Origin of the sequence: Corynebacterium doosanense CAU 212 = DSM 45436 (assembly GCF_000767055.1) — a bacterium.
Classification (GTDB): domain Bacteria; phylum Actinomycetota; class Actinomycetes; order Mycobacteriales; family Mycobacteriaceae; genus Corynebacterium; species Corynebacterium doosanense.
On the sequence record NZ_CP006764.1, the window covers coordinates 2,124,884 to 2,138,687 of the forward strand.

Genomic DNA, 13,804 nt, shown 5'->3' on the forward strand with positions numbered 1-13,804 from the left:
CTCGTGCTGCGAGCTGCCCCGCACTTTCGGCGAGGCAGTGTTCTACGTCTCACCATAGGCGTTTGTCTTGCCACCAAAAAGAAATCGTCCACTATTTCACCAGGCGAACACAATTCCGATCACCCCCTAGGTCTTGAACAGGGCATACCTAAACGACCCCCTAACCAAAGGGGGTGCACCACCACCCCCGGGAAGCCGGGCACCGGCACATCATGAGCCTCACCGCCGGTCCGAAAAACATGGTTCTAACTGCAGATTATCCATTCTCCGACTTTTCCAGCCCTCCGGGACGAATCTTCCGCCCCAAATTTTTCGGGCCGTGCCTGCTCAGCCGCCCCAATTTACCCAGGGATCCGGCAACCGGAGGGCACGCCTGTTTGAAAGCGCCCGGAGAGGCCCTATTCTTTCCCGTAATCCGGAATTAACTCAGCTCATATTCTCATGCAAAATTTTGCTGGGTCACCGGTCGGCGCCTGACACGAAGTGACGGCGCTCCCACATTCCCGACCCAACCCTATGAAGGGCCGTGCCTGAATCCCATGAGTACTTCGACTTCTCCGGCAACACGTAGCTCACTGATCGTGACACTCCTGTGCTGGTTCGCCATCCTGCTAGACGGTTTCGACCTCGTGGTCCTGGGCGTGACCATCCCCTCCATGCTGGAGGACGAGGGCTGGTCCTTCTCCCCGGCCGACGCCACCTTCGTCAGCACGGTCGGGCTGTTCGGCATGATGGTCGGCGCCCTGACCATCGGCACCCTGACTGACCGTCTCGGGCGACGCCGCATTCTCATCTGGTCGGTGGCCTTGTTCTCCCTGTTCACCCTGGGCCTGGCGTTCACCGAGAACGTCATGGTCTTCGGCCTGCTCCGATTCCTCGCCGGCGCAGGCCTGGGCGGGGCTCTGCCCACTGCGATCTCCCTGGTCACCGAGTTCAGGGGCGCCAAGAAGGGCGGGTCCGCCTCAACGCTCCTGATGACGGGCTACCACACCGGGGCCGTGGCCACCGCCCTGCTCGGCATGTACCTGATCCAGCCGCTGGGCTGGCACGCCATGTTTATCGCGGGCGCCCTCCCGGCGATTCTCCTTATCCCCGCCATGCTCCTCTGGCTACCCGAATCCCCGCAGTACCTCCACGCCAAGGGCGACACGGCCAGGGCTGAAAGGATCGCGGCAGACTACGGACTCTCCCTGGAGAGCGACATCGATCGGGCCCACAAGGACGAGGTCGAATCCGCCAACTCGGTTTCCGCACTGTTCAAGCCCACATTCCGTCGCAACACCATCATCATCTGGGTCACGTCGTTCATGGGCCTGCTGCTGGTGTACGGCACCAACACCTGGCTCCCGCAGATCATGCGCGGAGCCGGATACAACCTGGGCAGCTCCCTGTCGTTCCTCCTCGTCCTCAACCTCGGCGCCGTCATCGGACTCCTCGTCGCGGGTCGCATCGCCGACCGGATCTCCCCCCGGACCACGGCACTCTTCTGGTTCTTCGGGGCAGCCGTCCTCCTCGGCCTGCTGTCCATCAAGATGCCCGTGGGCGCGCTCTACGTGGTCCTATTCCTCACGGGCGTCTTCGTCTTCAGCGCCCAGGTGCTCATCTACGGTTTCGTGGGGGAGAACTACCCCTCGAAGGTCCGCGCGACCGCTCTGGGATTCTCTGCCGGCATCGGTCGCCTGGGGGCTATTTCGGGCCCGCTGCTCGGTGGCGTTCTGGTCTCCTACGGTGTTGCCTACCCCTGGGGTTTCTACGCTTTCGCCGTCGTCGCACTCATTGGTGCCCTAGTCTTCACAGGATCGAAGACTCTCAACAGGCATTAGGAACAATGACGTACCCCACCGCGCTGAACGATGCCCTCCACCGTGCCTCCCGGCGCGGCGGGGGCGCCTTGATCTACGTCGATGTCTCCCGATGCGGGATCGCCGCGGTGCACGAGGCCGTCGATCAGCTGCGCGTGGAGTACGAGTTGAACGAGGTCTTCCTGCTCGGGGACACCCAGTCGGACACACTTCCGGACCCGGACAAACACTCCGTCTTCGTCATCTGGAACGCCGAGCGCCTCCGCGATCCCGGAGCGGTTGAGCGACTCGCGTTTCACGGCCCGGCCCTGGTGGTCCTGTTCAGCACCGTTTCTCTGCCCGTCGCAGCCACCGCCCGGATAGTCCTGCCCCCACTGGATGCCGCCGGGGTACAGGAGCTGGCATTGACCCAGGTTGGGGCGCGTATCGACGCCTCGATCGCCCTCCACATTGTCCGCCTCACCGACGGCAATCCCGACCGTGTCGCTGAGGTCCTCGCGGAGGTCTCTCCGGAACATTGGCGGGTCCCCGACCCCGCCGTTCCGGTCCCTCGACGGTGGCGCGAGGATCTGGAAACCCGGCTCCCGGACGCTTCCCTGACTGCTGTTCTGCGGGCGGTGGCCGTTGCCGGGGATCCCGTTCCCCCGGGCCTGGTCGAATTCCTTGTTCCCGGCTCGCAGGACACCCTGGATAAGGCAATTTCCCTGGGCCTGTTGCGAGGTAATGCACAGACAGGGCAGCGCTCGGTCGTCTTTCAGAGGGCGACCGACCGCGCCGTCGTGCTGAGTGACGCGCCCGTGTCAGTGGTCCGGGAATTGCATCTGCTCTCCGCCGACTACTTCCACCGCGAGGGCAGACCACTCGATGCGCTTCGCCAGCGCCTCCTGGGCTGCGGGCCAGATGCGCAGGAGCCGTTGCACGATCTGATCGGTTTTGCCGAGCAACTGAGCTCGGAGGGTCGCTGGCAGGAAGCCGGCATCGCGTTTGCCGACGCCGCCGCCTCCACCACCTCAGACGAGAACTCAGACTGGCTCCGGGTCCGGGCCATCGAGGCGATGATCGCCTCCGGTGACCTACCACGGGCGAAGATCCACCTGTCGGGGGTGCGCCACCCGTCGTCCCGGTTGGACTCTGTGCGCGGACTTCTCGAGCTTTACCAGGGCCACCGCACCCAGGCCCAGACCCTGCTCACCTCCGCCGGTGAAAGCTCTCCGGAGGACGCGGTCATCGCGGCTCGAAACGCCATGCTGGCTCTGGCCGACTGGGACCCTCGGGGCATGATCCAGTGGAGCGCCAGGCACAGGGCGCATACCGGCGCCGGGGTGCCCCTCGGCAACGTGGCCTTTGTCGAACGGGTCGCTCACGCTGCCCTGCAGGAATCCGCTCCGCCGGAGGATTCTTCCCGGGACTCGTCGGCGCTGCACCTGCAGGGACGGGATCTTGCAGAGGGCTGGCTTAACCTGACCAGGGATGATCCTCTCGCTGCCCGGGAACGACTGGAGCGCCGCCGCACGGCACTGGGATCCGAGGCCTTCTCCGCGTGGCAGGACGCCTGGCTCGCCAGAACGCATCTCGTCCTCGGGGACACAGCTGCTGCCTACCGTGCCGCGGAGGCTGGACTCACTCGCGCCGAGCAGTTCGGCTTCCGCTACCTCGTCCCGCTTCTCCTGTGGACCGCCACACAGATTGCCGTATCCCGCGGTGAGTTTTCGCTGGCCAGAAGTTACCTCACACAGCTTCCGCAGGACAACGACGCCCTGGCCATCCAGCGCATCCCGGCGACGATGTGCCGGATCTGGTTCCACTCCTATTCTTCGAATCTCCCGGCGGCCCTCGAACAGGGCCGGGCCCTCGAGGGACTGAGCGCACACACTGACATTGGCCAGCCGGGATTCTGGCCGTGGGAAGACCTGCACGCCACCAACCTCGTGCGCGCGGGAGAACTGGACCGAGCCGAAGAGCTGGTCTCGCAGGCGATGTCTCGCGCACAGGCCTCGCCGAACGGGGTTCAGTCGGTGATCGCCAAACTCACCGTCCCGGAATCACTCATCCAAATCGCCCGTGGTGACGTGAAGGAGGGCTTGGCCGGCTTTGACCGGGCCCTCGGGCTTCTCGACAACCTCCCCCTCCCCTACTACCGAGCCCGAATTCTCCTGGAGTACGGGCAGGCCCTGCGCCGCCAGGGCCTGCGCAAACGCGCGGACGACAAGTTCATCGCAGCCTCCGCCCTGTTCCATTCCATGTCGGCCACCGCCATGGTGGAGATCACCGAGCGCGAGCGCCGAATAGGCGGGATGGGGCGACGCCTGGTCAAGGCCGATGGTCTAACACCCCAGGAATTTGAGATCGCCCAGCTCGCGGCAGCAAAAGCCACCAACCGGGAGATCGCCCAGGAGCTCATGCTCTCGTCGAAGACGGTGGAGTATCACCTCACCAACGTCTACCGGAAGCTGCACATCAAGTCGCGTACGAACCTACCTGGGGCCTTGCTGGCCTATGAGCGCCCGGAGCCGCAGCAGTAGCTCCCGCAGTCTCTCGTCGGTGTGCGTACCCAGCCCGACGACGACACCGGAGCGGGTCGTCGACGACCAGTAACTGCCCAACCCGTCAACCCCGAACCCTGCCGCCCGGGCGCGGGCGACGGCGCTGGCTTCGTCGGCCACCTCGATGACGGCGTGCAGACCACCGTCCATGGCCATCCCCTCGGGAAACACCTCCGCGAAGATCCGCCGGCGGCGGTCATAGTCCCGTCGCATCCGGGCGGTGTGGCGCCTGACTCCGTCGTCGGCAAGGAAGTTGCTCATCGCGTCCTGGACGATCCCGGACACCGGGGTGGCCAGCTCCGCCACCTGATCGCGGATGCGCTCCGGAACGATGACGTACCCCAGACCGATGGCCGGGCTCAGCGTCTTGGCGAAGGACCCCAGCATGGCCACCTGCCCTCCCGGATCCAGCGCCACGAGCGCAGGGTGGGCGCGGCGCAGCTCGGAGTCGTAGTCGTCCTCCACGACAATCGCTCCGGTCGACCTGGCCCACTCAAGCAGCTCAAACCGCCGGGCCGCCGACATCTGCCGGCCCGTCGGATACTGGTGGTTCGGCATCACCAGCACCACGGACGGCGTGGCGGCCGCGAGGTCATCGATACGGATTCCTTGGGCATCGACACGCGTATCGACGACCTCCCTACCCATCGCCCGCGGCACACGGTGCAGCATGGGATAACCGGGGTCCTCCACCGCGATCCGCCCGGGCACGGCCACGAGCAGTTGTCGCAGCCCGTCCCTCGCACCGGAGGTGATGAACACGGCCGAGGGGTCGACGACGACGGACCTGGTCGTCCGCAGATGCTCGGCGATCTGCTGCCGCAGCCGCAGGTTCCCCGGCGCGGGGTACGCGCGGGGCTCGGCGGCAGCACGGCGCCACGCGGAACGCCAGGTCGTGCTGGTCAGACCGAGGCTGTCGGGGACGCCGGGGCGCAGCAGGGCCGGGGCGTCGGAACCGGTGCTCGCGGGCGTGGCCACGACCGGGGTGGTGGTGGCGCCGGGCAGTTGCGGGTTGACGCGGGTCCCGCCGTTGTCGGCGACGAGGTAACCCTCCCCGACCAGTTGTTCGTAGGCGGAGACGACCGAGCCGCGCGACACCCCGCGCTGGGCGGCGGCCAGTCGGCTGGACTCCAGGAGGTCACCCGGCTGCAGCACGCCCGAGGTGACGCGCTGGCGCAGCTCGGCGGCGATCGTGCTGGGAATACTCACGGCGGGTGGTCCAAATCTCTGGGCAGAAAGTGGACTTCATCGTAGACCAATAAGGCGAGTTGAATGATCACCCATGACCGACAACAACGAAACCAAGATCAGCGCCATGGCTGCCCTCAACGGCGGCGTCATCATGGACGTGGTGACCCCCGAGCAGGCCCGAATCGCCGAGGACTCCGGTGCCAGCGCCGTCATGGCCCTCGAGCGTGTACCCGCCGACATCCGCGCCGAGGGCGGTGTCGCTCGGATGTCCGACCCGGACCTCATCGACGCCATCATCAGCGAGGTCAACATCCCGGTCATGGCCAAGGCGCGCATCGGCCACTTCGTCGAAGCGCAGGTGCTGCAGGAACTGGGTATCGACTGCGTCGACGAGTCCGAGGTGCTTTCCCCCGCCGACTACGTCAACCACATCGACAAACGTTCCTTCTCCGTCCCGTTCGTCTGTGGCGCCACCAACCTCGGCGAGGCACTGCGCCGCATCAACGAGGGCGCGGCCATGATCCGCTCCAAGGGCGAGGCCGGCACCGGCGACGTCTCCGAGGCGACCAAACACATCCGCGCCATCACCGCGGAGATCCGCGGGCTCAGCGCGCTCAACGAGGACGAGCTCTTCGTCGCCGCCAAGGAAATGGCCGCGCCCTACGACCTTGTCGTCCGAGTAGCGCGCGACGGCCGGCTGCCGGTCCCCCTCTTCGTCGCCGGCGGCGTGTCCACGCCTGCCGACGCCGCCATGATGATGCAGCTGGGCGCCGACGGCGTGTTCGTCGGCTCGGGCATCTTCAAGTCCGGCAACCCCGAGGCCCGCGCCCGCGCCGTGGTCAAGGCCGTGCAGAACTACGACGACGCAAAAACCATCGCCGAGGCTTCGCGTGGCCTGGGAGAGGCGATGGTGGGCATCAACGTCAACGACCTGCCCGCCCCGCACCGCCTCGCCGAGCGCGGCTGGTAACGCCCGACAGACCACAGAAAAACCGTGGGCCCCGCCAAACAATGGCGGGGCCCACGGGCGTCGGCAAGCGAAAAACTACACGTTGAGCTTGCGGTAGTCGAAGACCTGGTCGACGATGCCGTACTCGACGGCCTGCTCGGCCGTGAGGATCTTGTCGCGGTCGGTATCCTCGCGGATCTGCTCCGCGCTCCGGCCGGTGTGGCGCGCCAGGGTGGTCTCCATCTGGTGGCGCATGCGCTCGATCTCCGCGGCCTGGATCTCCAGGTCAGAAACCTGGCCCTGGGTGCCCTGGGTGGCGGGCTGGTGGATGAGGACGCGGGAGTTCGGCAGCAGCGCGCGCTTGCCGGGGGCGCCGGCCGCGAGGATCACTGCGGCGGCGGAGGCGGCCTGGCCGAGGCACACCGTGGAGACGTCGGGGCGGACGTACTGCATGGTGTCGTAGATGGCCATGAGCGCGGTGAAGGAGCCACCGGGCGAGTTGATGTACATGGTGATGTCGCGGTCCGGGTCCTGGGACTCCAGCACCAGCAGCTGCGCCATGACGTCGTTCGCGGAGGTGTCGTCGACCTGGGTGCCCAGGAAGATAATGCGCTCCTCGAAGAGCTTGGAGTACGGGTTGGTCTCCTTGGTGCCGTACGAGGACTGCTCGATGAACGAGGGCAGAACGTAACGGGATTCAGGCATGCGTGCGTTGTTCATGGGTAATCTCCTTTATCCCTTAGTTGCTGATGTCGCCCTGGGCGTGGGTGATGACGTGGTCGACGAGACCGTATTCCTTGGCTTCCTTGGCGGTGAACCAGCGGTCGCGGTCGGAGTCCTTGGTGATCTGCTCGAAGGTCTGGCCGGTGTGCTCGGCGATGAGCTCGGCCATCTCCCGCTTGGTGGCGGCGAACTGCTCGGCCTGGATCGAGATGTCGGCCGCGCTGCCACCGATGCCCGCGGAGGGCTGGTGCATCATGATGCGCGAGTGCGGCAGCGCGAAACGCTTGCCCTTGGTGCCGCCGGAGAGCAGGAACTGCCCCATCGAGGCAGACAGGCCCATGCTGTAGGTGGCGATGTCGCACGGCGAGTAACGCATCGTGTCGTAGATGGCCATGCCCGCGGTGACCGAGCCGCCGGGCGAGTTGATGTAGAGCGAGATGTCGCGGGTCGGATCCTCTGCGGTGAGCAGCAGAATCTGCGCGCACAGCTTGTTGGCGATCTCGTCGTCGACCTGCTGGCCGAGGAAGATGATGCGCTCGCGGAGCAGACGCTCGTAGACGGAATCGCCCAGGTTCATGCCACCCGGCGCGGTCATCTGGATCTGATCACTCATCGAATTAAATCTCCTGAGGTTTGTCGGTTCTGGCTATGGCCACAATCCTACTAGCGCCTCGCGGGGATTCGCTCCCCTGTTCGCTATCAGCGTCGCACCGCTAATCGACGCCTCCCTACCGCTTCTTCTTGGCCGACACCCAGACGTCGATCTCGGCCACGACCGGGGCGTTGCCGGCGTCATCCAGGTAGTCCACCTTGACCGTGACCAGCTGCCCACCGGTCTCCGGGGTGAGCTCATCGAAGTTGGGGAAGTCGGCGGTGGCGGTGACGGTCAGGCCGCCCGTGGACTTCGTGGGGTACTCCGCGCGCATGCCCCGGGGGATCCACCGGTGCGTGTCCGGAACCGAGACCTCGCAGAGCAGGCCCATGGCGGCTTCCGCACCGTTAAGCGCGGCGATGACATGGTAGGTGCCGATATGGTTGCGCACTCCCCACCAGTCGCCGATGCGCACGACGGCCTTGCCGGGCTCGGCCTCCTGGAAGCGCGGGAGCACGGTGCGGAAGTAGGGGGCCTTGAGCGAGAAGGCTGCGGAGAAGAACGCGCGGCCCCTGGCGGTGTCGGCGTGCTTCTGCCAGAGCTTCGCGATGGCGTTCGGGCGCGGGTTGGTCTGGCGGGTGGTTGCGGTATCCATAGGTAGGGAGCGTACCCAGGATGTGGACCGCGCGGCCCGGAACGCGGAAAATGGGCCCGATCCGCCGCCCCCCGCCTATCGACGCTCCCCGCCAGCCGGTTCCGCCTCGGACTGAGCCCAGAACGTCGGCAGCAGTCGCCCGAACTCCTCCGCCTCGTCCATGGGCAGCGAGTGGGTGCCGTTCTCCCATACCGTGACCTGCGCGCCGGGGAGCAGCTCCCGGATCCGGTCGGCGGCGTCGGCCCCACTCAGGGACTGCTGGCCGCCGAGGTCCAGCCGCACCGGCGCGGTGATCGCCTGCCACTGCTCGTCAGTCAGCTCCTTCGGCAGGGGCAGCGCGGCCGCGTATCCCGTGGAGGCGGCGTCGATGAGCTCGACCATCAGCCCTCCGTCTCCGCGCACGTCCTCCGGACTGGTCCCGCCGATCTCGGCCAGTGCGCGGTCGCGCCACGACTGCGGCAGGGGGAGGGAGGACACGGTCGCCCAGAAGTACGTCGACAGTGGCATCGAGTCCGCGACGACGACCGGCTCAAGTAGCTCGAGGCTGGCGACCCGGTCGGGGTTCAGGCTCGCGAAGGTCGCCGCGACCGCTCCGCCGAAGCTGTGCCCGACGACGTGGGCACGCTCGATGCCCAGTTCATCGAGCAGTTCCACGTACACTCCGGCCTGGTCGGCGGTGTCCTCGAACGCCACGGTCTGCACGGAGAATCCGGCATCGCCGAGCGGGTCGACGGCGATGATGTCGCGCTCCCCTATCCAGGCCGGGAGATTTTCCACCCACTGCGCGGCTCCGGAAGATCTTCCCGGAAACAGCAGCACTGGTTCGCCCACTCCGTCACCATCCCACCCCAGGTAGTGCACGGTTCCGTGACTGGTCTCCACCTCCCCCTGTTCCGGCGCTTCAGGCAGTTCCGCGAGAAGATCCTCGTAGGCGCGCGCGTAGCGCTGCTCGGCCTCGCTGTCCTCCCACTCGCCCACCTGCGGACCGCTGGAAAGCCACCCGAGCCCCGCCCCGATGAGCGCCAGCACCACCAGCACCACGATGATCCACCTGGCAGCCTTCACGTTTCCCCCCGACAATACGGTCGTATTTTTTAATCAGAATACAGTCGTATCGTTAGACTGTCCACATGTCAGCGCAGAACTCCGACCGACGATCCGCCGTCCTCGCAGCCGTGTGGGGAGTGATCGCCGAGCGGGGCATCGACGGGGTGAGTTTCCGCAGCGTCGCCAGAGAGGCGGGCGTTTCGACAGGCCTGGTCCAGCACCACTTCCCCACCCGGGCCGACCTCATCCGCGAATCCGCCCGGTGGATGATCGACTCCGCCAGTGCCAGCTACCCGGCCACCCGAGACGTCGACGACGACACGGCCGTCACGGAGCTTCTCACCCACGCGCTGCCCTCGGCCTCGCAGAGCCCGCGTGGTGTCGGGATCTACTACGCCTTTCTCGCCACCGCCGCCACGGACGCAGTGGTCAGGGAGGTCCTCCGCGAGGCGAAGGACGGTGCGCGCGACGAGATCGCGCGGCGACTCAGAATCGGCACGTTGGAAGCTGCCGCACTCCTGGCCCTGTCCGACGGATTGGTGCAGCAGGCCTACCTCGGAGCCATTTCGCCCGAGGCCGCGGTCTCCGTCATCAGCAGGGAGGTGGAACGCGCACGAAAAAACCCGCCACTGGAGTGACGGGCTTTCCTGACGGCGGGAGACTAGCTCTCGTCGCCCTCGATGATGTCGTCATCCTCCGGCTCCTCGCCGAAGTACTCGGACGGGTCAACGGAGTTGCCCTCGGAGTCCTCGACGGTGACGCGGCAGATGGCGGCGGCGAGTGCCTTGCCGCGGCGCACGTCGGCGAAGAGGTTGCCGATCTGGTTGGCCTGCTGCAGCTGCTGGACGAACTGCGACGGGTCCATCCCGTTGGACTGCGCGGTGAAGAGGATGTGGTCGGTCAGCTCCTGCTGGGAGACCTGCGGATCCTCCTCGTCGGCGAGTGCGTCGAGGAACAGCTGCGTGCGGACGGATTCCTCGGCCTGCTCGCGGGACTGCTTGTCGAATTCCTCGCGGGTGGTGCCCTGGGCCTCGAGAAGGCCGGCGAGGGCGTTCTCGTCGTGGGCCATCTGACCGAGGATCTGGTGCAGCTGCTGGTGAGCCTGCTCGTCGACGACGGACTCGGGAACAGCAACCTCGGTCTTGGCCAGCGCGGCCTTGAGCACCTCGTCGCGGATGTCCGCGGCCTGCTTGCCCTTGCCCTGCTCGGCGAGCATGGTCTTGGTGTTCTCGCGCAGCTCCTCGACGGTGTCGAACTCGGAGGCCTCCTGGGCGAACTCGTCGTCGAGCTCGGGGAGCTTGCGCTCCTTGGTCTGCTGGACGGTCACCTTAATGGTGGCGGTCTTGCCGGCGTGCTCGCCAGCCTGCAGCTCAGCCTCGAACTCGGCCTCCTCCTCGGACTTCAGTCCGCGCAGTGCGCTGTCCAGGCCCTTGATGAGGTCGTCGGAGCCGAGCTCGTAGGACAGACCCTCGGTGGAGGCCTCGTCGATCTTCTCGCCGTCGATCTCGGCAGCGAGGTCGATCACGGCGAAGTCGCCGGTCTTGAGCTTGCGCTTGGTGTCCTTGAGCTCGCCGAAGCGGGCGCGGAGGTTGTCCAGCTCGGTGTCCACGGCGGCGTCGTCGATCTCGATCGCCGGGACGGTGACCTTGATGTCGGAGAAGTCCGGCACGTCGACCTCGGGGCGGACGTCGACCTCCGCGGTGAACTCGACGAAGTCGTTGTCCTCCAGCTTCGAGATGTCGATGGCCGGCTGACCGATGACCTTGAGGTCGTTCTCCTCGCAGGCCTGCTGGTAGCGGGTCGGCAGCATGTCGTTGATGACCTGCTCGAGGATCGGGCCACGGCCGTAACGGGCGTCGATAAGCTGCTTCGGCGCCTTGCCCTTACGGAAGCCGGGGATGGACACCTGCTGAGCGATGGCCTCGTAGGCCTGATCGATCTCGGGCTTGAGCTCGTCAAACGGAACGTTGACGGTCAGCTTCACGCGGGTGTCGTTCAGCTTCTCGACGGAAGTCTTCACTGGTAAGTCTCCTGGTTGTCGTGATTAATACGGATTTGTTTAAGTCTAAGAGCCCGTTCCCGGGCCCCGTACGTCGGGGCGACAGGATTTGAACCTGCGACCCCCTGCTCCCAAAGCAGGTGCGCTACCAAGCTGCGCCACGCCCCGTCCGGCCCAGGGAAAATGCTCTTTCCCGGATCGTCCGGCTTGCGAGTCTAGCGGGCGACCGGATTCCGCGGTGCAACCGGGGTGCGACCGGCAGGCCGGAACGCGCAAAACCCGGCCACGGGGGCCGGGTTGAGGTGTTACGTGGAGGGAATGACGGGAATCGAACCCGCGTCTTCAGCTTGGAAGGCTGAGGTATTAGCCACTATACGACATTCCCACAGGCCATTATCTGGCAGCGAGACGAGCTTAACGCATGAGTGCGCCGGAAGGAAAACCGCCTTCCGGAACTTTCGCCGGCCGCGGAACGTTGTTCCGGTAGACAACTTTCCATCAAGTACGAGCGACAGAAAGTGCACTCCCGTGGGCTCACTCATCATCATCATCGCCATTGCTGTGGGTGCCGGCGCCTGGATCTCCGGCCGAAGCACCAAGAAGAACACCGCCCAGCTTGAGCAGAACCGGGCCGCCGACGCCCGCGCCGACGCGCAGCGCTGGACCGAGCGTCTGGGTAGCCAGGTGCTCAGCCTCTCCGGCACCGACCAGGCCTCCACCCAGGCCATGGCCGATGCCTCGGAGCGCTTCAATGCTGCGAACTCCGCGCTGTCCACCGCGCAGACGACGAAGGAGTTCCTGCTCGCCCGCGAGTCCGCGCTCGAGGGCCTGCACTACGTCAACGCCGCCCGGGAAATCATGGGCATGCCCGCCGGCCCGCAGCTTCCCGAGCTCGAGGGCCAGCGCCAGGCCGGCCGGGTCACGGAGCGCCGCACCATCGAACACGAGGGCCAGACCCTCACCGCGTCACCGGTGGCCACGGATGACGCGCAGCACTACTACCCCGGCGGCAACGTCGCCGGCCGTCCGGTTCCGGCCGGCTGGTACTCCAGTCCCTGGTGGGGACCCGCCCTGGCCACGGGTATGTGGAACATGTCGTCGGTGATGATGTTCTCCATGATGTTCTCGGGCATGGCCGGTGCCCCGAGCGCCGCGGCCTTCGAGTCCGGTTATGACGAGGGATTCGCCGACGCCGGTGGAGACATGGGCGGCGACGGTGACTTCGGCGGCGGAGACATGGGCGGCGGTGACGCGGGCGGAGACGGCGGCGGTTTCTTCGACGGCCTCTTCGGCGGTGGCGATGGCGGCGGAGACGGTGGCTTCGGCTTTGACTTCGGTTTCGACTAGCCCCTGCTGATCACCACGACAAGACCCCCGCAGCGTCCTCTTCCCAGAGGTGCTGCGGGGGTCCTGTGCTGAGCGGGGGCTACTCGGCCGGAACCTCCGGGGCGACGCCGGAGCGCTCGTACTCGGCGAGGATGTCGATGCGGCGCTGGTGGCGCTCCTCCTCGGACCACGGCTGCTCCAGGAAGGCGTCGACCATGGCGAGCACCTCGTCGCCGGTGTGCATGCGCCCACCGATGCCGATGAGCTGGGCGTTGTTGTGCTCGCGTGCGAGGCGGGCGGTCTCCACGGACCAGGCCAGCGCACAGCGCGCACCCGGCACCTTGTTGGCCGCGATCTGCTCGCCGTTGCCCGAGCCGCCGAGGACGATGCCCAGGGAGCCCGGATCGTCGACCGTCTTGCGGGCGGCGTCGATGCAGAAGGCGGGGTAGTCGTCGGCGGCGTCGTAGGTGTAGGCACCGCAGTCGACTACCTCGTGGCCCGCGGCCTTGAGGTGATCGGCGATGAGGTTCTTTGTCTCGAATCCGGCATGGTCTGCTCCAAGGTAAACGCGCATGGGGCCTAGGTTAGCGGATTTCGGGTCGCGGCAGCCCTCCCCCACGTAGGGTGAAGGAGATTCACGATTCCCCCGCCCGAAGGAGCTGAGCCGCACATGGCCGACGACAGCACCCTCCCCTTTGAGGACTGGGCCGGCACCTTCAAGATCCTCGGCGACCCCTCGCGGTTGCGCCTGCTCACCGCCATTCATGCCTCGGGCCAGTACGTCTCCTCCGTGACGGAGCTGGCGGAGGCCTCCGGGTTGAGGGTGGCCACGGCCTCGGCGGCGTTGCGGGCGATGGAACGCAACCAGACGGTCGGTTCCCGCCGCGACGGTCGGAACATCCACTACGCCATCGTCGATACGCACGTCCACGAGCTGCTGCACTGGATGGGTTCTGGCCACGGGCACTGACGGCCCT

The 13,804-nt window shown here is 66.5% G+C and carries 13 protein-coding genes and 2 tRNA genes; 6 read left to right on the forward strand and 9 right to left on the reverse strand.

Annotated features, from left to right (window positions below):
- The first annotated feature begins 539 nt into the window (after positions 1–539).
- Positions 540–1,823: an MFS transporter gene (locus CDOO_RS10390; RefSeq protein WP_026159174.1), complete on the forward strand. Its 1,284-nt coding sequence runs from the start codon at positions 540–542 to the stop codon at positions 1,821–1,823.
- A 5-nt stretch (positions 1,824–1,828) separates the two neighbouring features.
- The gene (locus CDOO_RS10400; RefSeq protein WP_018020632.1) at positions 1,829–4,324 is read left to right on the forward strand and encodes a helix-turn-helix transcriptional regulator; all 2,496 of its coding nucleotides are present in this window, start codon (positions 1,829–1,831) and stop codon (positions 4,322–4,324) included.
- Here CDOO_RS10400 and pdxR read toward each other — a convergent pair.
- A complete protein-coding gene (pdxR, locus tag CDOO_RS10405) occupies positions 4,277–5,554 on the reverse strand; it encodes a MocR-like pyridoxine biosynthesis transcription factor PdxR (RefSeq protein WP_018020631.1) in 1,278 nt (425 codons plus the stop codon). The genes CDOO_RS10400 and pdxR overlap by 48 nt on opposite strands.
- A gap of 73 nt (positions 5,555–5,627) precedes the next feature.
- Between pdxR and pdxS the strand changes: the two genes are divergently transcribed.
- On the forward strand, positions 5,628–6,506 hold the full coding sequence (pdxS, locus tag CDOO_RS10410) for a pyridoxal 5'-phosphate synthase lyase subunit PdxS (protein WP_018020630.1): 879 nt from the start codon (positions 5,628–5,630) through the stop codon (positions 6,504–6,506).
- Positions 6,507–6,581: 75 nt separating this feature from the next.
- Here pdxS and CDOO_RS10415 read toward each other — a convergent pair whose 3' ends face one another.
- The 4 genes from CDOO_RS10415 to CDOO_RS10430 all read right to left on the reverse strand — a co-directional run bounded on the left by CDOO_RS10415 (position 6,582) and on the right by CDOO_RS10430 (position 9,520).
- Entirely contained in the window at positions 6,582–7,205 is a 624-nt protein-coding gene (locus CDOO_RS10415) for an ATP-dependent Clp protease proteolytic subunit (protein ID WP_018020629.1), read from the reverse strand.
- Positions 7,206–7,224: 19 nt separating this feature from the next.
- The gene (locus CDOO_RS10420) at positions 7,225–7,821 is read right to left on the reverse strand and encodes an ATP-dependent Clp protease proteolytic subunit (protein WP_018020628.1); all 597 of its coding nucleotides are present in this window, start codon (positions 7,819–7,821) and stop codon (positions 7,225–7,227) included.
- A gap of 115 nt (positions 7,822–7,936) precedes the next feature.
- Positions 7,937–8,455 (reverse strand): hotdog fold domain-containing protein, encoded by a 519-nt coding sequence (locus CDOO_RS10425; protein ID WP_018020627.1) that lies wholly within the window; start codon positions 8,453–8,455, stop codon positions 7,937–7,939.
- A gap of 75 nt (positions 8,456–8,530) precedes the next feature.
- The gene (locus tag CDOO_RS10430) at positions 8,531–9,520 is read right to left on the reverse strand and encodes an alpha/beta fold hydrolase (protein ID WP_018020626.1); all 990 of its coding nucleotides are present in this window, start codon (positions 9,518–9,520) and stop codon (positions 8,531–8,533) included.
- 65 nt (positions 9,521–9,585) lie between these two features.
- Between CDOO_RS10430 and CDOO_RS10435 the strand changes: the two genes are divergently transcribed.
- Complete coding sequence (locus tag CDOO_RS10435; protein ID WP_018020625.1) at positions 9,586–10,140, forward strand: TetR/AcrR family transcriptional regulator; 555 nt, start codon at positions 9,586–9,588, stop codon at positions 10,138–10,140.
- A gap of 23 nt (positions 10,141–10,163) precedes the next feature.
- Here the strand turns inward: CDOO_RS10435 and tig are convergent, their stop codons facing one another.
- From tig to CDOO_RS10450, 3 genes are all read right to left on the reverse strand, one after another.
- Positions 10,164–11,522 carry a trigger factor gene (gene tig / locus CDOO_RS10440; protein ID WP_018020624.1) on the reverse strand — a complete coding sequence of 453 codons (1,359 nt, stop codon included), beginning with the start codon at positions 11,520–11,522 and terminating at the stop codon, positions 10,164–10,166.
- A gap of 73 nt (positions 11,523–11,595) precedes the next feature.
- Positions 11,596–11,669, reverse strand: a tRNA-Pro gene (locus CDOO_RS10445).
- 142 nt (positions 11,670–11,811) lie between these two features.
- Positions 11,812–11,886: transfer RNA gene (locus tag CDOO_RS10450), tRNA-Gly, on the reverse strand.
- Positions 11,887–12,029: 143 nt separating this feature from the next.
- Here CDOO_RS10450 and CDOO_RS10455 point away from each other — a divergent pair.
- The gene (locus CDOO_RS10455) at positions 12,030–12,848 is read left to right on the forward strand and encodes a hypothetical protein (RefSeq protein ID WP_018020623.1); all 819 of its coding nucleotides are present in this window, start codon (positions 12,030–12,032) and stop codon (positions 12,846–12,848) included.
- A 79-nt stretch (positions 12,849–12,927) separates the two neighbouring features.
- Here CDOO_RS10455 and CDOO_RS10460 read toward each other — a convergent pair whose 3' ends face one another.
- Entirely contained in the window at positions 12,928–13,401 is a 474-nt protein-coding gene (locus CDOO_RS10460; RefSeq protein ID WP_018020622.1) for a ribose-5-phosphate isomerase, read from the reverse strand.
- A 96-nt stretch (positions 13,402–13,497) separates the two neighbouring features.
- Between CDOO_RS10460 and CDOO_RS10465 the strand changes: the two genes are divergently transcribed.
- A complete protein-coding gene (locus tag CDOO_RS10465; protein ID WP_018020621.1) occupies positions 13,498–13,797 on the forward strand; it encodes an ArsR/SmtB family transcription factor in 300 nt (99 codons plus the stop codon).
- Positions 13,798–13,804 lie beyond the last annotated feature (7 nt).